At 63.1% G+C, this 18,945-nt stretch carries 12 protein-coding genes and 1 pseudogene; 8 read left to right on the forward strand and 5 right to left on the reverse strand.

The features are described 5' to 3' along the window. The first annotated feature begins 36 nt into the window (after positions 1 to 36). Positions 37 to 3,318, forward strand: a complete 3,282-nt coding sequence (locus ACXPWS_RS00140) for a type I restriction endonuclease subunit R (RefSeq protein ID WP_458710494.1) — start codon at positions 37 to 39, stop codon at positions 3,316 to 3,318. Between the two features lie 330 nt (positions 3,319 to 3,648). Here ACXPWS_RS00140 and ACXPWS_RS00145 read toward each other — a convergent pair. Beyond that, a pseudogene (locus tag ACXPWS_RS00145) lies at positions 3,649 to 3,784 on the reverse strand (IS3 family transposase); the annotation flags it as partial. Positions 3,785 to 3,833: 49 nt separating this feature from the next. Next, on the reverse strand, positions 3,834 to 3,986 hold the full coding sequence (locus tag ACXPWS_RS00150) for a hypothetical protein (RefSeq protein WP_458713789.1): 153 nt from the start codon (positions 3,984 to 3,986) through the stop codon (positions 3,834 to 3,836). Between the two features lie 238 nt (positions 3,987 to 4,224). Between ACXPWS_RS00150 and ACXPWS_RS00155 the strand changes: the two genes are divergently transcribed. The 6 genes from ACXPWS_RS00155 (at position 4,225) to ACXPWS_RS00180 (ending at position 10,945) form a co-directional block, all read left to right on the forward strand. Next, positions 4,225 to 5,052, forward strand: a complete 828-nt coding sequence (locus ACXPWS_RS00155) for a glycosyltransferase family 2 protein (RefSeq protein ID WP_458710495.1) — start codon at positions 4,225 to 4,227, stop codon at positions 5,050 to 5,052. Further along, a complete protein-coding gene (locus ACXPWS_RS00160; RefSeq protein WP_458710496.1) occupies positions 5,049 to 6,272 on the forward strand; it encodes a hypothetical protein in 1,224 nt (407 codons plus the stop codon). The genes ACXPWS_RS00155 and ACXPWS_RS00160 overlap by 4 nt, the downstream gene beginning before the upstream one ends. A 645-nt stretch (positions 6,273 to 6,917) precedes the next feature. Then, a complete protein-coding gene (locus ACXPWS_RS00165; RefSeq protein WP_458710497.1) occupies positions 6,918 to 7,928 on the forward strand; it encodes a nucleoid-associated protein in 1,011 nt (336 codons plus the stop codon). After that, positions 7,925 to 8,869: a GTP pyrophosphokinase gene (locus ACXPWS_RS00170; RefSeq protein ID WP_458710498.1), complete on the forward strand. Its 945-nt coding sequence runs from the start codon at positions 7,925 to 7,927 to the stop codon at positions 8,867 to 8,869. The genes ACXPWS_RS00165 and ACXPWS_RS00170 overlap by 4 nt, the downstream gene beginning before the upstream one ends. Before the next feature lie 120 nt (positions 8,870 to 8,989). Beyond that, positions 8,990 to 9,355, forward strand: coding sequence for a hypothetical protein (locus ACXPWS_RS00175; RefSeq protein ID WP_458710499.1), 366 nt, complete (start codon positions 8,990 to 8,992; stop codon positions 9,353 to 9,355). Positions 9,356 to 9,664: 309 nt separating this feature from the next. Next, on the forward strand, positions 9,665 to 10,945 hold the full coding sequence (locus ACXPWS_RS00180) for an IS3 family transposase (RefSeq protein WP_458710500.1): 1,281 nt from the start codon (positions 9,665 to 9,667) through the stop codon (positions 10,943 to 10,945). Between the two features lie 555 nt (positions 10,946 to 11,500). Here the strand turns inward: ACXPWS_RS00180 and ACXPWS_RS00185 are convergent. Continuing rightward, positions 11,501 to 11,950: a hypothetical protein gene (locus ACXPWS_RS00185; protein WP_458710501.1), complete on the reverse strand. Its 450-nt coding sequence runs from the start codon at positions 11,948 to 11,950 to the stop codon at positions 11,501 to 11,503. Positions 11,951 to 11,962: 12 nt separating this feature from the next. Next, the gene (locus tag ACXPWS_RS00190) at positions 11,963 to 13,669 is read right to left on the reverse strand and encodes a hypothetical protein (protein ID WP_458710502.1); all 1,707 of its coding nucleotides are present in this window, start codon (positions 13,667 to 13,669) and stop codon (positions 11,963 to 11,965) included. 675 nt (positions 13,670 to 14,344) lie between these two features. On the opposite strand from ACXPWS_RS00190, the gene ACXPWS_RS00195 reads away from it, so the two are divergent. Next, the gene (locus ACXPWS_RS00195) at positions 14,345 to 16,756 is read left to right on the forward strand and encodes a VCBS domain-containing protein (RefSeq protein WP_458710503.1); all 2,412 of its coding nucleotides are present in this window, start codon (positions 14,345 to 14,347) and stop codon (positions 16,754 to 16,756) included. A gap of 32 nt (positions 16,757 to 16,788) precedes the next feature. Here ACXPWS_RS00195 and ACXPWS_RS00200 read toward each other — a convergent pair whose 3' ends face one another. Then, positions 16,789 to 18,621: a fatty acyl-AMP ligase gene (locus tag ACXPWS_RS00200; RefSeq protein ID WP_458710504.1), complete on the reverse strand. Its 1,833-nt coding sequence runs from the start codon at positions 18,619 to 18,621 to the stop codon at positions 16,789 to 16,791. Between the last annotated feature and the right edge of the window lie 324 nt (positions 18,622 to 18,945).

An 18,945-nucleotide genomic window follows, 5' to 3' on the forward strand; every position in this document is an offset into this window, starting at 1 on the left:
AGGGGTCCGGAGTACGATTACGTCGAGAAGCCCAGCATGGAATTGTTGGAAGAGCTGGGCTGGACCCCGCTCGATGCATTCCACGAAATCCTCGGGGCCCAGGGCACCCTGGGACGTGATTCTCAGCACGATGTGATCCTGACCCATCGCCTGCGCCTAGCGATGCGAAGAATCAACGCCGAATTCGTCCCCGATCTCGCGATCAACGAGGCGATTGAGGCGCTGACGAAGGACCGCTCGGTGATGGATCGGGTCCGCGCCAACCGCGAAGTCTATGACCTGCTGCGCGACGGCTACCAGACAGAGTGGATAGATGACAACGGAGACAAGCGGATTGAGACTTTGCGATACCTCGATCTGCGAGACCGCCTAAACAATGATCTGCTTGCGGTTCAGCAAATGTGGGTCAAAGGCCCACTGCACAGCCGCCGTCTTGACGTCGCTCTCTTCGCCAATGGTGTGCCATTGGTTGTACTCGAGTTCAAAGAGCCCAATGCGCCAGTCAAGTCGGCATACGACGACAACGTGACCGATTATCGCGACACCATCCCGCAGCTCTTCGTATCGAACTGTTTTGTTCTGCTGTCCAATGGGAGTGAGGCGAAAGTCGGATCGACGTATGCGCCATGGGACTTCTTCTCGGACTGGAAGGTCGTCGATGCCTTCGGAACTCGCGGCGAGATTGCCTTGCAGACAGCTTTGCGCGGCACCTGCGATCCTGAGAACCTGCTCGACCTGTTTGAGAATTTCGTCGCTTACATGGAGCGTCCTGGCGGGTTGATCAAGATCTTCGCGCGTTCGCACCAGTACCTCGGCGTCACCGCTGCGATCGACAATCTTAAACGGGCACGCGCTGTGCACGACAAACGCCTCGGCGTCTTCTGGCATACCCAGGGGTCGGGCAAGAGTCTATCGATGTTGTGGTTCACCCAGAAGGTGCTCCGTCATGTCCGAGGCAAGTGGACTTTCGTAATGGTCACTGACAGAACCGAACTCGACACGCAACTCCACGGAGAGTTCGCTGACGCCGGCGCGATGCCGCCCGAAGCACGGGTCCACGCGGACTCCATAGCGCATCTGCGTGAACTACTGGCGGCCGACCACCGTTACGTCTTCACGCTTATCCAGAAGTTTCAGCCAGCCAAGGGTGAACGCCAGATGCCGGTCTTGTCGGAGCGGTCAGACATCATCGTCATCACCGATGAGGCACACCGCAGCCAGTACGACACCCTCGCGCTCAACATGCGAACCGCGCTGCCCAACGCCTCGATGATGGGCTTTACCGGAACCCCACTGATCGCTGGCGAAGAGCAGGCGACCCGCCAGCAGTTCGGCGACTACGTCAGTATCTACAATTTCGGCGACGCCATCGAAGATGGCGCCACGGTCCCCCTTTACTACGAAAACCGCATCCCAGAGCTACAACTCACGAACGGCGAGTTCGCCGATGAACTCGACGCGCTCCTGGAGGAAGCCGAGCTCGATGAAGACGCGGAGGGTGCGCTGGCACGCAAATTCGGTACCCAGTACACCCTGCTGACGCGTCCCGAACGCCTGAAGACCCTCGCACAAGACCTCGTTTCACACTTCGTTGGACGCGGATTCTCAGGCAAGGCGATGTACGTCGGCCTCGATAAAGCCGCGGCCGTGAGAATGCACAACCTCGTCCAGGAAGCCTGGGCCGAGCACCTCGCCGATCTGCGACGCCAGCACGACGCGCTGCCCGAGCTGGAGCGTCCGTGGCTGGCATCGCGGATTGAGCTGATGGAATCCACCGACATGGCAGTCGTGGTCTCCCAAAGCCAGAATGAGCTGAAGATGCTCGACGACCTCGGCCTCGACATCCGACCCCACCGCGAGCGGATGAACCGCGAAGACCTCGCCGAAAAGTTCAAAGACCCAAATGACCCGCTGCGGCTGGTGTTCGTGTGCGCGATGTGGATGACCGGCTTCGACGCCCCGAGCGTGTCGACGATCTACCTCGACAGGCCGATGAAGAACCACACCCTGATGCAGACAATCGCCCGCGCCAACCGAGTCTTCCCGGAGAAGGACAACGGTCTCATTGTCGATTACGTCGGAGTCTTCCGGAACTTGGAGAAGGCCCTCGCCGTTTACGGCGCAGCCAAGGAAGGGGAATCGCCTATCGAGATTATCGATGCTCTCGCGCGAGAACTCGACGCTGTCGTCGCAGACCTGATCGCTTTCTGTGCGGGCGTCGGTGTTCACTTGATCGCAGTGCGCGATGCCGAAGGCTTCGACCACATTGCCAAGCGGGACGCCGCGGTCGAGGCGTTGTTGGTGGACGAACACACCCGCAACGACTTTACTGTTAAGGCTCGGCAGGTCCGCCGACTATTCAAGGCACTACTTCCAAACCCGAAAGCCGCGGCACAGCAACGGAACGTTGCGACGATTCGGGTGTTGGCCGAGCGGATCCACGACGTCACTAAGCCGCCGACACCTGACATTGGAGCTGTCGCCGACGCTGTCGACGCCCTGTTGGATCGATCAGTGGGCGCCGAGGAGTACGTCATCCGCGCTGCTGCCGAGGGCCGCGAGCGGGATCCACTGATCGACCTATCGCAGATTGATTTCGACGGACTCGCAGCGAGATTGGGCGGCCGCAAGCGCGCAGAGACAGACAGAATGGCTCAGCTTCTTCGGCAGCAAGCCATCCGGGCCGCGTTGCGGAACCCGACGCGCTACGAGCTGGTCGAGCGGATTGAGCAGCTGATCGCTGACTACAACGCGGGCAGCGTCAATATCGATGAGTATCTGCGTCGGCTCATCGAGCTTTCAAGAACTCTCACGGCCGAAGAGGAACGAGCGGTCCGCGAAGGCATGACCGAGGAAGAACTGGCGATCTTCGACCTCCTAACTCAACCCAATCCCGTGCTCACCGCCGAGGAACGGGAGATAGTTCAGGCGAGCGCGAAGACACTTCTCAAGCACCTGCATGAAAAGCTCGTCCAGGATTGGCGACGCAAGGTCGACGTGATGAACGACGTCAACAGCACCATCCGCCGCGTACTCGACGAGGGTTTACCCGAGACGCCCTACACCGTCGATGTCTTCCGCGAGAAGGTCCAGCTGGTTTACGACCATGTTCTGAGTGCGTACGGAGATGACGGCGAGAGTGTATACACCAGACGCGTAGACGTCGGCTTTCCACCTCAGACAGTGGGGACAGTGCATTTGGGTCCGATTGACGTAGACAAGATCGCCGATGACGTCGTGGCGCGCATCCACGCCGATCCCGCCTTCGCCGAGCACGTTGCGCAGCAGTTACTGGACCAGCCAAACGCGGCTGAGTGACGAATGTGTGATCCTACGACGAGCTTGGCAAGGAGTCTGCGGGCGGTTCTCGGTTAGAGTCCGGGTTTGTCTAGAGGGTCTTGGGGTCGATACTCAGATCTTGACCGTTCAGATCCTGGGACACCGTGAGGTTGGCATGCCGCCAGTTCTGAGCAGATGTGGGTCCGTCGGCACCGAGGGGAGTCGCAGTTCAAACTGCGCGATCGATGGGCACGACATAAACGGGAATACCTCTGGCTTCCAGATCTAGGTACGTGCGTAAAAGCGTCACTTGGCGTCGGAGCCTATGGGACAACGCCACCATGGAGTCGTTCTTCGCCCTGCTGCGACGGCCACCGCCAGTGACGCCTTCATCCGCGAGTCGATCGAGTAGCCGACGATCCTGTTGGAGTGCACGTCCTTGACGGCGCCAGTAGAGCTTGCCCTCATCGGCGCGGTGCTCGGTCATGTCGGTCAACCAAACCTCGTCACGACGGTCTGCGCGGAACTTGCGGTCGACGAGGCGTGCGTCCGATCTAGGTGATGATCGCCAATCGCAACTCTGACCGGTGGCCGACCGTTGCCGGTCCAGGACGTTGCAGCCTTCGCGCGAAATCCTCAGCGTCGACTTCTTCGGGCAGCAGGATCTCGGGCTCGTCGTCAACGTGGATCCGCACGACAATGGACATGTTGTTGTCGTTGGGGTTACTCAGAATACTCACGTTTGGCGTGCCGCGTCACGGCGCGGTCACATCTGAATAATCTTCTTTCACAATGTATTTCGGCTGATCCGGCGATCTGCGGCAGTGACTCCAGGAATCCGCCCGAGTGTTGACTCTGTGACGGCGGACGTCGTCCAAGGTGTCGTCGTCCGCCTCTCGCTTCGTTGCGGCACGGGCGAGGAACGCCGACGTATAGGCTCGCGGCGTGACCTCCGTCGACGTCGTCATCGTCACCCACAACTCCGCGAACGACCTCCGCGCCTGCGTTGAGTCACTCGACGTCTGGAGAGGTGAGATTGACTTGGTCATCCACGTCCATGACAACGCGTCCACCGATCGCACGGACGACGAGATCCGGGCGCTACTCGACGCGGGCCGAATCGCTCGCCATAAGTCGAGCGGCTCGAACCTGGGATTCGCTAAGGCCTGTAACGACGCTGCGCGCGCCGCCGACTCCCACTGGTTGCTCTTCCTGAATCCCGACGCGCGTGCAGAATCACCGCTTGGCGGCCTAGTGCGTCACCTCGGCGATCCCGATGTCGCGGTCGTCTCCCCTGCGATCGTGGATTGGCACGGCGACGAGGCCGCATTCGCCTTTGCGCTTCCGCACAATCCGCTCGGCTTGATGGCCGCCTGGCTGCGAGCTCTTCTGGGCCGAGGACAGCCCGAGCGCATCCAACTAAACCGGCTCGAACCCGGCCTGCACGAGTACGCCTGCGACTGGGTGCTCGGTGCCGCGATGTTCGTCCGGCGCAGCGACTTCGAGGCAGTCGGAGGATTCGACGAGCGGTTCTTCCTGTACTGGGAGGACGTGGACCTCTGCAAGGTCCTCATCGCCCGTGGCCGACGGGTGATTGCGAGCCGTCAGTCGCTGGTACGTCATCGTAAGTTCGGAAGCAGTGCCGGCGATGGGCGGCGGGTCTTCGAGCACCGTCGTCGCAGCGAGCGTCAGTACTATCGGAAGCACCACGGTGTTCTCGGTGAGGCCGTGGTCGCACTGTTTGATCGAGGGGGTGAGCTGTACCGGTCGTGAGGAACATCAGTTCCGAGCCGGCGTGGCGACGCTTCGAGCGTCGCGTGTACAGCAACGCGCGGCAACTCTACGAAGTCGCCACGGGTCGACCGGGCGCAGACCTCGTATTTTTTCATGACGTCCGAGTCCAGGGCGTCTACCGACGACATCAAGTCGACGTATTCGGTCAGTCACCCGATGCGGCCGTCGCGATCGAGTGCAAGGCCTGGGGCGCCAACGTCGACGACTCCGAGATAGTCCGTTTCGCAGCCGCGTGTACCGACATCGCGGCTCATCGTCCGGATCGCGCTGTCATCGGTATTTTGGTGAGTGCAAGCGGGTTCGGAAGGGACGCAGTCAAAGTCACGCAGTTCGAACACATGTTGCCGCCTGCCGATGCCCGAAAGAGTCTCGCTCTCCATTTCGTCGATCTCGGCGATGAGATCTGGAGCCCGTACGAATTGGTGAATGTCCATCAACCCGACGGGGTGGGACTCGAGTTGGTCGTGATAGGCGACCATCAGATGACCATCGACGAAGCCATGTGGGCCGCGACCTCGGCCGCTTCGCCTATGGACCGTGTAGTCGGCGGTCTGCACCTCGTACACGCTGGTCGTTCCGGCGATTACCGTGACACTGCGGTGGGCGCGATTCTGCGCGGCCAGGGTGCACTGAGCGCCGGCAACGCAATGTTGCACCTGGGACAGTTCAGCGACGCCATCAGCGTACTGCGATCGGTGGGCGACGACGCCTCTGCTCTCGGCACGGAGACGACCCAGGAGGCAACGCTGACTGGTGCGATCGCGTCGTGGCGACGCAACCAGACTCACGGAGCAAATCGGCGGCCCGGCGCCAAAGCAGCGTCGAGCATCAATCGTCTGTTACGCAGTCAGAGCGCGTCGCCGCACCAGGAAGTGTCGATGAGGCTGTTCTGCGATCTGTGGGTGTCCCGTTACGACGACCGCGAAGCGGGCCTGGACGGGCTCCGCCGATCGGTCGGAATCGCGTCCGCCCTCGACGAGGGTTACCCTAACGACCCGAAGAGTGACGTCTGGCTCTACTTCCTGTCGTCAGCGCGGCTGGCCGAGATGACGGACGACTCGGCCGAGGGGGATCTCCACATTCAAACTGCGCAAACGCTTCTGGAATCGCTGGCTCCCAAACACCTGACGGCGGGCCGAGAACTCGTCGACAGGCTCACCGGCGACGTTCCGGCTCAGCCCTGGCCCACGGTGTCCTAACATCGCTCGCCCGCTGTCCATCCGAGGACTCTCCTCACGCGCGACTCCGGACCGGGCGCGATTCACGAATCGAAGAGTCAACCTACAACGTTCGCGAAGTGTCAATACGTCGCGGTCGCAGGCATTTTCAGCGTCGGATCGCCCCCTCGGTGTCACCCTCGGTAGAGGCCGGCTACCCGACGCACTCTACGGTTCTGACGTCGGCACGACCTGCCGATGCCCCCAGAGACCTCTGGATCTCAGCGGATCTTCAAGTTTCCTCGGGGCTGATGACCAAGCGTCGCCGAGCCCCCGGCCGGCGGCTTCGACATCGACGATTCCACGGCCGTTGACGCCGCGGCGCGCACTGCCCGGTCGCGCGTGCACCCGTGTCGGCGAGGCGGCGTTGTCGTTGGACATCGGTTCCGGGTATCCGTCAGGTCGGGCGTCGCCCCGTCCTTAAGTCGGGGGTCGGCCAGCGGGTGTTAGAAGTCCGCAGACACCGCAGACACCGCAGACACCAGACTGCCTTGTCAGCCAACATGGTCCGGTAGACAACACGACTGACCATAATGCTGCACGGGATGCATGATCACAGCTAGCGACTAACCGCGATCGACGCAGCGCAGAGGAGGATGGGTGTCAGCGACACTGGACACGGGCAACATGGAGGTGACGCGGTGGGTCATCCACGAGATCCCGAAAGTAACCCGCGATCGCGACAGTGTCAGGCCGAAACTCAGCGAAATCGTGTCGCCTTTCGACGCGGAGGTCGCACGCTTCTTCGAACGCAAGATCAGCGAGAGCCTCAGCAAATCCAAACACGAGATCCAGCCCGCCGACGATGAACGACCCGTCCCCACTCTGATCACAGATCAGTTAGCCGATCTGGATGACGGGCTTCTCGACGCGTCAACGTCCCTAGCCGGGCACCTGTTCGCCGCACAGTCCGGCGCAATGTCTCCGGGGCTGCTGGTGGTCATGGAGGGCACCTACCAAAGTGCGGCGCCGTTCGTCGCAGTCCTGAAACTGGAGAAGGAAGAAGGTGCCCGCGCCGCCACGACCGAGATCGACGGCCGGTCCACCTTCTCGGTCGAATACATGAAGGACCTCTTCCTCACCGGCCGCACCCGCGTGTTCAAAGTCGCCGTGTTCATGGTCAATGATGCCGACCCGCCGGCGCTACGGGGCTGGATCAGCGATCCGCAGTCCCGGGGCATCGCAGTTGCCGACTTCTTCCTGGATGCCTTCCTCGGCTGCGCACTGGTCGACGATCCAAAGATCACCACCCGCCAATTCCACACAGAAGCAGAGAATTTCATCAACACCCACGTCACGGATCCGGCCACCAAGATGCGCTATGAAACCGCCTTGGTCGCCGAGCTGCAAGGAAACTCCACCGAGATCAACGTACGATCGTTCGCCACCCGCTACCTCGACCTGCACGACCGCGCTCCCTTCGAGGATGCGGTTGCCACCGCCGGGGTGGCGCGGAGTTTCGTCAAAGACACAGGTCTGACCAAACTGGTCCGCGTCCAGTACGAGTTCATGCAGGGTGTCAAGGTCAGCTATCCCGCCGACACGCCCGACGATGTCGTCAGCGTCAGCGGGCGCGCCGACGGCCGCACCGAACTACAGGTCGTCGACAACCTGAAGAGGCTGAACAGCCGCGGATGAGCGCCATCTCTGAAGCACGCCAACGATTCAAGGAACAGCGCCCGCAGTTCGTCCTCGCCGCGAAGCGGGTCGAAACAGAGATCCGGTCCCTGGTGGGCTCGCACGGGCTGGACTGCCAGGTCAGCGGTCGGGCCAAAGAGGTTGCCAGCTTCGCGAGCAAGTGCCTGCGCAAGGAATACACCGACCCGTGGAATCAAGTTACCGACAAAGTCGGCGTCCGCATCATCGTCAGTGACTCGAACAACATCGCCGCAGTCGTGAACCTGTTGTCGGAGCGGTATGAGACAGTCCGAATCGAGAATAAAGACGAGGAATTGCGCGAGCATGAGCAAATCGGCTACGGCGGCGTCCACATGCAGATCCGGCTGGAAGCCGACGCCGAAACCACCGGTGGCGAGTGCGAGATTCAGGTCCGAACCGCAGCGCAGAACGTGTGGTCGGAGATGTCGCACAAGCTGCTGTACAAACCAGGCGTTGAACCCGATGCTGAAACACAGCGTGCGCTGCTGCGTCTTGCTGTGCTGATGGAGATTTTCGATGAGGAGGTGAGACGTCGTGTGAAGCTCATCGTGTCCAGCGCCGGATATCCCATCCAAGAACTGATCAACACTGCCGAGGCACAGTTCTACCGGTTCGCCGACGTCAAGTACGACCGCGCGCTGAGCATGATCATCCTGTCCGAGATTGCCGAAACGCTACCCGGTGACCTTTCCCCCGGGTACGACACACGGCTACTGACGTTCGCCGACGCCCATGAGGTTAAGCTCGCCGGCATTTTCGACCGCTACCGCGACAGCGATAGTTCGCAGCTGGTGCATCAGCCCGAAGCCATCATTATCTTCGAACGGCTCGAAGCCGACCGCCACACGTTTCGCGCGGTCTGGGAAGATCGTCTGCCCACCGATGAACTGGACATTCTTGAGGCCATTTGGGGCGGCTAGCACGCGACGGTCGTTCTCCCCACCTTGTCGAGATGCTGCGGTGAGGCGCCAATGACACGTAGTTTCCCGTGAAAGGTGATTCGTTTCGATGGCAGCTAAACCCCTACTGAGGCAACAACTGTGACTGCCGGCGAGCGTGTGCGCTCTGACGAGTACGGGATGTGCTTCGACCCGAATAACGTATACGTCGTCGAGCGCGCGCGCAGCGTGGATGAGTCACTGTGGGATGGGCTCCCCGTCGAGTTATTGCCTGTGGGGGTGACGCTGCAGGCCAATGAGGAAACACTGAAACGAAGCAGCATAGATAGGGTGACGAGCGGTGCCGAGCCCATCCGCGAGGGGTACGTGACCAAACTTTGGCGCGACTGGAATGGAGACCTGCACATCGTCGACGGGCACCATCGCGTGGCGATGTACTACGTGCTGGGTAAACCGCTACCCGTCCGAATCATGGACGGTGCTGGTACGGCGCGTCCGCCGCGGTAGCCGGTCCTTGACCGCCGAACGGCAAGGTTGCTGCAGGGCGACCGACGTCCATACGCGCGCGAGTTCCGCGACGACGACGCCGGCTACCTCGCCTGGCCCCGCCGCCCACCCCCACGGCTACATTGTCAACATAGCCCGCAACCACAGTGGCGTGTTCCCACTGAATGAGACCAGCAGATCTGTACCCGTGTTGTTGGTCCACGGTCATACGAGTAGAGGGCAGAGTGATCATCAGGAGGTCACATGCCCCGTCAGTACTCATCGTCGGTCCGTCGGCAAATCGTCGCGCGGCTGCGATCGGGTGAACGGGTGGCTGCCGTTGCGGTCGAGACCGGGGTCTGTGAAGCAACTCTGTTCCGTTGGAAACGTCAGGCACTCATCGACGCTGGGGTCATCGAGGGCATTCCGAGTGTGGAGGCTGACGAACTCGCCGCGGCTCACAAGCGGATTGCGGCGCTCGAGGCCGAGCTGGCTCTGACCCGCGACGCGTGCGAGCTGTTCGACGAGCAGGCGGTGGTGCCCCCAAAACGCCGACGCGCGATCACTGAAGGGCTGATCGCGCGAGGACACTCAGGCCGATCTGCTTGCCGGATAACAGGATTGACGCGTTCTCTATTACAGTATCACCGGCGCCGCCCTGTCCCGGACCGCGAGGTGCGTCGCCTCATTGTGGCCGACACGATCACCGAGATCCACCAACGCTCCCGCGGCACCTACGGGCGCCGGCGGGTCCGCGCGGCGCTGTTGGCCGACTACGAGATGAACGTCAACCACAAGCTCGTCAACTCGATAATGGCCGAGCACGGCCTGTACGGGTTGCCGCGTCCCGGGCGGCGGAAACCCAACCTGATTGGTGTCGACACCCCCGTTGACCTGGTCAATCGGCAGTTCACCGCCATCAAGCCGAACGAACTGTGGTGTACGGATATCACCGAACATCCCGCGCGTGACGGCAAGGTGTATTGCTGCGCGATCCTGGACTGCTTCTCGCGGATGATCGTCGCCCGCACCTTTTCCACCACCCCCGACACCGCCCTGGTCAACAATGCGGTCAACATGGCCGTCAATAGCAGAAACCGCAGTGGCCCAACGATTCTGCATGCCGACCATGGTAGTCAGTTCACGTCCTGGAGCTTTGGTGAGAACATGCGGCGGTGGGGCTTCCTCGGCTCGTTCGGTACCGTGGGCGACTGCTTCGATATTGCCGCCATGGAGTCGTTCTGGGCACGGATGCAAGTCGAGCTGCTCAATACCCGTAAGTGGGCACCACCATCGAATTGGCTGCCGCCATGGCCGATTACATCGACAACTTCTACAACGTCGAACGCCGGCACAGCTACCTCGGTAACATCAGCCCCACAGAGTACGAAACGCTCTGGACATCCACCTATTCGATCCCTCAACTCGCATGATCTTGGCTCGAAACGGCGGGCACGGATCAGCTGGTCTCATTCAGTGGGAACACGCCAGTACTCCTTGCCCACTTCGTCGCGCCCCTCTCATCCATTCATCTACGTGCGTCGCTCGCCTGAGCTACCCGAGGTCTGCGGTATCGCTCTTGAACGTTGCGACGTTCGTGGTTCGCGTTAGTTGCGGCCCCGTGCAGGGGGTGAGGCCGTCGGCATCGGTTTCGTTGACATCGAAGCCTTCGGCGATCGTTTCACGGACACTGTCTTGAGTTCCTCGGACGGCCGCTTGGTGCAGGGGGTGCGAGCCATCAAGTCTCAGCTCCTTCCATCTAGCGCTTGGGTTTGCAGTGGTGTTGATCTCGTCGCTCAGTTGTGCGGGGTTGGGGTATGCGTTGCTTTCGGGGAAAGAGATTTGAAGTTCGAACGTGAAGGCTTGACGAAGCCGAGTCGCTTCGGATTGCCTCCGATGGCTACATCCGTCAGACCGAAACATGCCAAAACCCGAAATACCATCCCTCGCTGGGCGTTTCACTACCTAGCTTCCCGTTACACCTGCGGGGCACGCGTCAAAAGAGTCGCAACTCATTACTCGAACCTCTTGAAGCTGACTGGGACCACAATGAAGCCCAGGTGCCGTCTCGCCAGCGCTCGATCGCGTGATAACCCGGTCGACCGGCTGCGAATGGTACAGCGCGGTTTAGCTCAGTAATGACAGTGCTGCCGACGTCGCCGATTGCTACCCGAGGAGGATGTTGAGGTCGGTAGGTGTATCAGGCTCATCGGCCAGCGCAGGGATGGTGTTTTGGGCATAGACCTGAATCTCGGTTGGTCCAGTTCGGCCCACGCTCACCTGATGAAGCCATTCATCACCAACCAGCATCTCTCCGATAGCCAACGTGGGTTCGGTGAGGTCGAGTATTCCTGAGTAGATCAGGTTTCCCAGCCCGGCAGGGTCGGAACCCCGGTAGACGCGAACGATGACATTTCTGCCGGCGCTCTCGGCAGCATCGGCGGACATCGTGACGACTCGAATCGAGTGGCGACCTGCCATGAATGTTGCAGGATCCCCGAAGTCCGCACCGCTGCCTGCGATATCGGGATCAGGACCGGAGTGTCCCGGGTCTTCGATACGAACCATGCTGTCCGACGGGAAGACCTCGAGTTGGGCGATGAGCTGTATGGACATGATCAATTGACCTTACTGAGCGCTTCTACTTCTGACCTTTGCGGTGTTTTTTGTTGGTGCTCTGCTCTTCTTTTTCTTACCGCTGTTGGATCCGTGTTTGTCGTTACGGCGACCGGTGCTGTCCTGTGTGTTGTTGGCGACGTTCGCTTTTGATGCGTTGCCCTGGCTGGGGAGGTTGTTGGCCTCGCGAGCATTGGCTTGAGCGCGGGCACGCGCTGCGTCGGCGGACGCGTCCTGTCGGTTGCGGCGATCGATCGCGCATGCCGCACACCGTACTTGGCTATCGTTGCCGCGGAATACTCGATCGTAGGCATCGCCGTGCCCGATGCTCTGATCTTTGAAGGTCTTGAGAATTTGTTCGGATTCTCGCGGACCTTCCCATGCTGGAACGTGTTCGACGCGCGACTCGGTGCCGCCATTGGCGGTGGACTGAAGGGAGGAAGCAAGCGGGTCTTCATCCCGCTGCCACCACTTGTAGCTGGGCGCCTTGCCGGTAGCCCCGTACCGGTTGGCATCGATCGTCGGTTTGTCCGTTTCGCGGTTGAGGGTGACCGGGGCGCGCCCTTCGTCGACCGCGGACAGCTTGTTGTTGAAGGTGCCGGGGGTCCATTCCTCGCTGTAAATCGTCGCCGGGTTCTCGCAGGTGTGGCCGCAATCGTTTCGGGTTCCGGCAGGCTGCGAGAAGCTCGGCGGCCGGTAGTCCGTCTTGGGCGGCACCGGCCCTATCGGTAGTTCTGTGGGATACCGGCCATCTGGTGAGCGCAGCGGGCCTGCCGGTGGCGCGTTGGCCGCGGCAGGGGTGCCCACACCGGGTTTGGGTGTCACGGCGCCCGCGATGTCGTTTGCCAGCTGCGGCGAGGGGGTGGGGGTGACCGGTTTAACCACTGTGGCGTCCCGCAGGGCGCCTTCTGCGACGTCATCACCGAATTTCTGCGCCCCGCGCTCAACGGCCGCGGTCAACCCTTTCTGCACGCTGCGAGCCGGGCTGATGTAGTTGGCGACTTCCAGGGCGTCCCCTGCGGCCGCCAAGACCTCGTTGGTCGGATCAGCGGCAGCGGCTTTCTGCACCAGCCCCGTAGTTCCTGACAGGACCAGGCTGGCCCCGAAACCGGTACCGACACCGGTGACCATCAGCACCGAGCCACCAATGATCTCGGCGGACTCCAGCGGATTGTTCTTCACGAATGTGCCGACGGCTTTGGCGCCGACCACGGTCGCGTCCGCCACCGTCTGAGCCGCGGAGGTGACGCTGTCGAGCATGCAAGAGAAGCACGGGTCGAGGTACACCGGCCACACCGTGGCGGCGTCGGGATGGACCACCTGGGCCAGTAGATACAGTCCGGGCCGGATCTGCTGTGTCACAAAGGCACTCGGCACAAGAGTGCCATGGCTGTCACGGGCCTGCGGGTCGGCGATCGTAGCGATGGTCGTGGCCGCCGGGGTGGCCTGATTGACGGTGATGCTCCCGTCGGTGTGGGCCAGCATCACCGTATCCGCCGGGGTGCGCAGGAACATCGGCACCGTCGGCAGCGCCTGCCCGTCGGCGGTCGCAGCCCCCGAAGCGGTCGTGGCGTTCGTGGCGGGTCCCGGGATGCGGGTGATGGTGCGTCCACCCGCGCCGCGGTTCTCGGCGACCACGCTGAAACCGGCGCCGCGATCGGGGTAGACCACCTGACCGTCTGGGGTGTGTTCGGCGGCCCCCAGCCCGGCGGGCAGCACCAGTTGGACGCGACGTCCGTCGGTGGTGGGTAGATCCCAACCAGCCACCGGATCAGTAGGGATGTTCGCCGAGCGCGCCGCGGCGCTCAGCGTGTCATCGGAGGCCAGGGCGGTCCCGGCGAACGCCGCAGATGCGGCCGATGCCACCGTCTGTGCATCCGATGGCGCTGGGAGATCCTTGGCGGTGGTGGTCTGGGCAGGGGTCAACCAGTGCACCCCGCCGACCACCAATGCCAATGTGGCCACCAAGGTGATGGCTAACTGCGCCCACCACCGGACAGCCCACCACGGCCGGTCACCCGGCAAAAAGTCCCCCACGACGAATCCCCCTATAACCAAACGAAATGACGTCCGTCAGCAAGGGCGGACTGTGCAAGGGGTAGTCGGAAACCAGCCGGGGAACCGAACGTCAGCGAAGAGTGATCTGCGGCACAAGGAGCGCATCCTGCGGACCTTTATGTGTCGATGCCGCAGGCCCAGAATCGTCGAAGTCCAAACACCACGTTGCGGCCGTTTCGCCGGCCCGCGGCTACGCCCCCACCACAACGCCCGATGAACAATCCGGCAAAAATGACGATCCGGCGCACGTCTGGCTAACGGAGACGTTAATATCCACCTTGCTGCCTCCTGTGCCACTCGTCACTGCAGCGCTCTGACCAAAAGTGGGGGATTTTGATGGCAGGTGGACACCGGTTGCCCAAGGGCGCCAAGACCAAGGGCACCGGCAAGCGCGCAGGACGTGGCGCGCACCGTGCCGCACCCCGTCATCCCGAGCCCTATGCCTGGCTCGGTGCCGGTGCGGTGACCCTCGGCCTGGGCGCCGCGTTGGCCAGCGGCAGCGGTATCGCGTACGCCGACAACGGCACGTCGTCCTCGGCCACCGGCCACTCCACCGCCTCGACGGGTGCCACCGACGGCCAAGCCTCGACCGGCACCCCGCCGAAGAAGAAAAAGAAAAAGCCGGTCACCGCGCCCGTCACCGACCCCACTGCAGGCACCGCCGGGCCCACCGACGGTGCGACCACGGGCACCCCCGGCTCGCCGGAGAACACCGGCACCGGCACCGAGACCGATCCCGGCACGGACCCCGGCACCAAGACCCCGGAGGTCACCCCCGACACCTCCACCCCGGACGCCGGCACCACCCATCACCGTGGCGGCACGAAATCCGGTACCAAGAAACAGAATTCGGACCAGTCGGCCAAGCCCGGCGCATCCGCGCCGGCGAAGGACACCGACACCACGTCGGCCAAGGACGAAGACGCGGCAGGCGCCGAAGCGAAGCCGTCCACCGGGTCGAAGGTCACCGCCACCGCCAACGCCACCACGTTCAGCGCTGCCGCACTGACCACCGCCGACACCGCGGGCGCACTCACCACGGCCACCGCGCCCGCCGCGACACCGGCCGTCCCCAAGGCGATCGCGGCGCCGGTGCTGCAATTCGTCAGCTCGTTCCTGCACCTCTTCGGCCTGAACACCAACACTCCCCTGCCTCCGCTGGATCTTGGCCTGGCCGCGGCCTGGACCTGGTTCCGCGACCTGCAGACCGAGTGGGGTTACGCACCGCCGACGGGCGGCACCCCGACGGCCACCGAACCCGATCCCAACGACGGCACCGTCACCGGCAATCTCAACGCCAACAATCCGCTGGGGCTGCCGCTGACGTACACGGTGACCATCAAGCCGATCCTGGGCACCGTCACCGTCGACGCCAAGACCGGCAACTACACCTACACGCCGTCCCTGGCGGCCCGTATCGGTGCGGTGATCGTGCCGGTCAACGACCTGTTCACGGTCACCGTGTCCAACGGCATCGCGGCCAACTACGCGATCTACTCGGTCAAGGTCGGCGCGGCCAGTTCGGCGGTCCCGGGGATCCCCACCAAGATCTCGCAAAGCGTCAACACCGGCACCGGTGAGGTGACCGGGCAGGTCGGTTCGTCGACACCGGTGGGCGCATCGATGACTTACTCGGTCCTCACTCCCCCGGTGTTCGGGTCGTTGAAGCTGAACAGCGACGGCACCTTCTCCTATAAGCCGTCGGCGCTCGCCATGGCCCTGGCCGGCCTGGGCCTGCAGACCTCGGATGTGTTCTCCGTGGTGGCCACCAATGGGTCGTTGACGGGATTGCCGGGATTGATCACCGTGCCCATCACCGCCGGCAACGCCACCCCGAGCAATCCAGTGGCGTCCAACCAGGTGCTGAACGCCGCGACCGGCGTGGTCACCGGCACCCTCACCTCCACCGATCCGGCGGGACAGCCCGTCACCTACTCGGTGATCGGTGGGTTGCTCGGCACGCTCACGATTTCGGGCAACACGTACACCTACAAGCCGAGCGACGCCGCGCGGCTCACCGCCAACCTCGGCGTGATCACCACCGACACGTTCCTGGTCACCGCGAGCAACGGGACCTACACCAGCGGCGCCACTTTGGTGACCGTGCCGATCTCACCGGCCTCCGCCAACACACCCAGCAAGCCGGTGGCCTCGGGGCAGACGCAGGATCTGGTCAGTGGCGTGGTGACCGGAACCCTGACCTCCACCAGCCCCGACGGTCAGCCGGTGACCTACAGCGTGCTGGGCCCGGTGTTCGGCACCCTCACGATCTCGGGGAACACCTACACCTATAAGCCGAGCAATATCGCCCGCAGCACGGCCGATCTGGGAGTGACCACCACCGACTCGTTCACGGTGGTGGCCAACAACGGCACCACGTCCAGCGCCGCCACCACGGTGACGCTGCCGATCTCGGGCGCCAGTCACGACACCCCGGGCAAGCCGAGCTCGATCAACCAGGTGCAGAACAAGACCACCGGGGTGGTCACCGGCACGCTGACGACCTCGTCCAATCCGGGAAATCAGGCGTTGACCTACAACGTGGTGCTGGGGCCACTGCTGCTCACCGGTTCGGTCAGCATCTCGGGCAACACCTACACCTACACGCCGACGGCACTGGCCATGGGCGCGTCGCTATTCCCCGGTCTGGTCAAGTCCGACACCTTCACCGTGACGGTCACCAACGGCGACTTCACCAGTTCCGTCGCCACCATCACGGTGCCGATCCTGGCGAAAAGCCTACTCTGACAGGCTGATCGGCCGCTGACGGTCACCGACCGTCAGCGGTCGAACTTGCCGTTCAAATACTCTGTGCGGCAAGCATTTCGGGCCAGCTTGCCCGACGTGGTACGCGGGATGACCCCGGCGGCGACCATCCGGACGTCGGCGACGCGCACCTGGTGCTGTCGCGATACCGCGGACCGGATCGCCTCGACGATCGGGCCAGGCTCGGCCCGGCCGGATCCGGCGGCGCGCTCGGCGACGATCACCAGCTCCTCGCTCGAGGTTCCGGGTACCGCAAACGCCGCAACGTAACCCGATCGCACCGCGGGCGAGGCGGCGCTGACTGTGGTCTCGATATCGTTGGGGTAGTGGTTGCGCCCGTCCACGATGATCATGTCCTTGATCCGGCCGGTGAGATACAACTCCCCGTCCAGGTAGACACCGAGATCGCCAGTGGCAAGCCACAATCCGTTGTCCAGCACGCCATCGGCGTGGCTGCCGGTGCGCAACCGGGTCTGCAACTTGTTGCCGAACACCCGCAGCGATTCGTCGGGCCGGCCGAAGTAGCCGCGCCCGACATTGTTGCCGTGCAGCCAGATTTCGCCCACGCTGCCGTCCGCGAGCTCGTCCCCGTCGGCGGTGGCGATCACCGCCCACTGGCTGGGGATCGGCTGGCCGCAGGACACATGGGCCACCGCACCCTCGGCGTCGGGTGCCACCACGACGGCGCGCCCGTCGTTGAGCTCGGCGCGATCCAGGTACACCGCCTCGGCGGTGGCCGACGGGGCGATGCTGGCCACCGACAACGTCGCCTCGGCCATCCCGTAGGACGGCTTGATGGCGCTGCGTGGCAGGCCGTACGGCGCGAAGGCCGTCGTGAACTTCTCGATCGACGACAGCGTCACCGGCTCCGAGCCGTTGAGCAGCGTCACCACATTGGTCAGGTCCAGGGTGTCGCCCTCAGGCGGCAGTCCGCGCTCGGCGGCGAGCTCGAACGCGAAGTTCGGCGCGGCGGCGAATGTGCGCCCATAGGCGGACTCGATGCCCAGCTGCTTGATCCACCGGTACGGCCGGCGGACGAACGCCATGGGATCCATCAGCGTGATGTGTGCGCCGCACAGCGCCGGGAACATGATCATGATCAAGCCCATGTCGTGGTACAGCGGCAGCCAGCTGACACTGCGCACGCCCATGTCCAGGTCGCCGGCCAGCACCATCTGCAGGACGTTCGTACAGACATTGCGGTGGGTGATCTCAACCCCGGCGGGGGTGCGCGTGGAGCCCGAGGTGTACTGCAGATAGGCGATGTCATCGGTGGCCAGGGGCACCGGTGTGAAGGTCTGGGCGACCGTGTCGGGCACCGCGTCCACGGCGATCATCCGGGGCCGTTCGGCGGCGGGCAGGGTGCGCAGGAAACTGCGTACCGCCTCCGACCCGGCGGTGGTGGTCAGCACCACGGTGGGTTTGGCGTCGGCCAGCACGGCGGCCAGGCGTTCGGTGTGCCCGGCCAGGCTCGGCGCGAACAGCGGCACCGCGATATTGCCCGCATGGATCGCCGCGAAGAACGCCGCCACGTACTCCACGCCCTGCGGCGCCAGGATCGCCACCCGGTCTCCGCGGGACGTGACCTGCTGCAGGCGTGCGCCCACTGCGCTGACTTTGGCCCAGAGTGCGTTCCAGCTCAAAACGATGGCCCGGCCGTCCGCGTCCTGCGAGTAGTCCAGGAACCGATAGGACGGCGCTTCGCCATAAGCGGCGCGGTTGCGGTCCAGAAAAGAGGTCAGCGTGACGCCATCTGGTATGACGATGGTGCCGTCGGCGCGAACGTATTCTTCAATACTCGGCACGGCAGTTTCAACAAGATTGTCGCTCAACGCTTCCCGACCCATAGCACAAATATAGTAGCAGCGCTAACTATTCGGAGAATCGTGGAGACATGGGAGTTGTCACTCCTTGGCCACGCTGTGACGCACACTGCATGTGCATTGAGACTACCGCCGGGAGCTGTCCGTGCCCGACGTCGGCGTTCGTTTTGCGGACAGCCGCCGATCTGCGTGCGCGACGCCGCCCGCGGGGGCTAATGGCTGAATGACGGACCCGTGGCGGGCGTACCTGTTCATCCGCTATGACAGAGCGGGCGAGGCACTGGTCCGCAAACCGAAGTGCTCGAAGGCCGATTCGTCAAATGTGTCCTGGGTCACTATTCTGATTGT

It is taken from the genome of Mycobacterium sp. BMJ-28 (assembly GCF_054404835.1).

What these genes read in the sequence shown, in the direction of transcription:
- ACXPWS_RS00150 (WP_458713789.1), bottom strand. Translation starts at nt 3,986, where the DNA reads ATGTCCATTGTCGTGCGGATCCACGTTGACGACGAGCCCGAGATCCTG.
- ACXPWS_RS00170 (WP_458710498.1), top strand. Translation starts at nt 7,925, where the DNA reads ATGAGCGCCATCTCTGAAGCACGCCAACGATTCAAGGAACAGCGCCCG.
- ACXPWS_RS00200 (WP_458710504.1), bottom strand. Translation starts at nt 18,621, where the DNA reads ATGGGTCGGGAAGCGTTGAGCGACAATCTTGTTGAAACTGCCGTGCCG.
- ACXPWS_RS00195 (WP_458710503.1), top strand. Translation starts at nt 14,345, where the DNA reads ATGGCAGGTGGACACCGGTTGCCCAAGGGCGCCAAGACCAAGGGCACC.
- ACXPWS_RS00140 (WP_458710494.1), top strand. Translation starts at nt 37, where the DNA reads ATGGAATTGTTGGAAGAGCTGGGCTGGACCCCGCTCGATGCATTCCAC.
- ACXPWS_RS00165 (WP_458710497.1), top strand. Translation starts at nt 6,918, where the DNA reads ATGGAGGTGACGCGGTGGGTCATCCACGAGATCCCGAAAGTAACCCGC.
- ACXPWS_RS00185 (WP_458710501.1), bottom strand. Translation starts at nt 11,950, where the DNA reads ATGTCCATACAGCTCATCGCCCAACTCGAGGTCTTCCCGTCGGACAGC.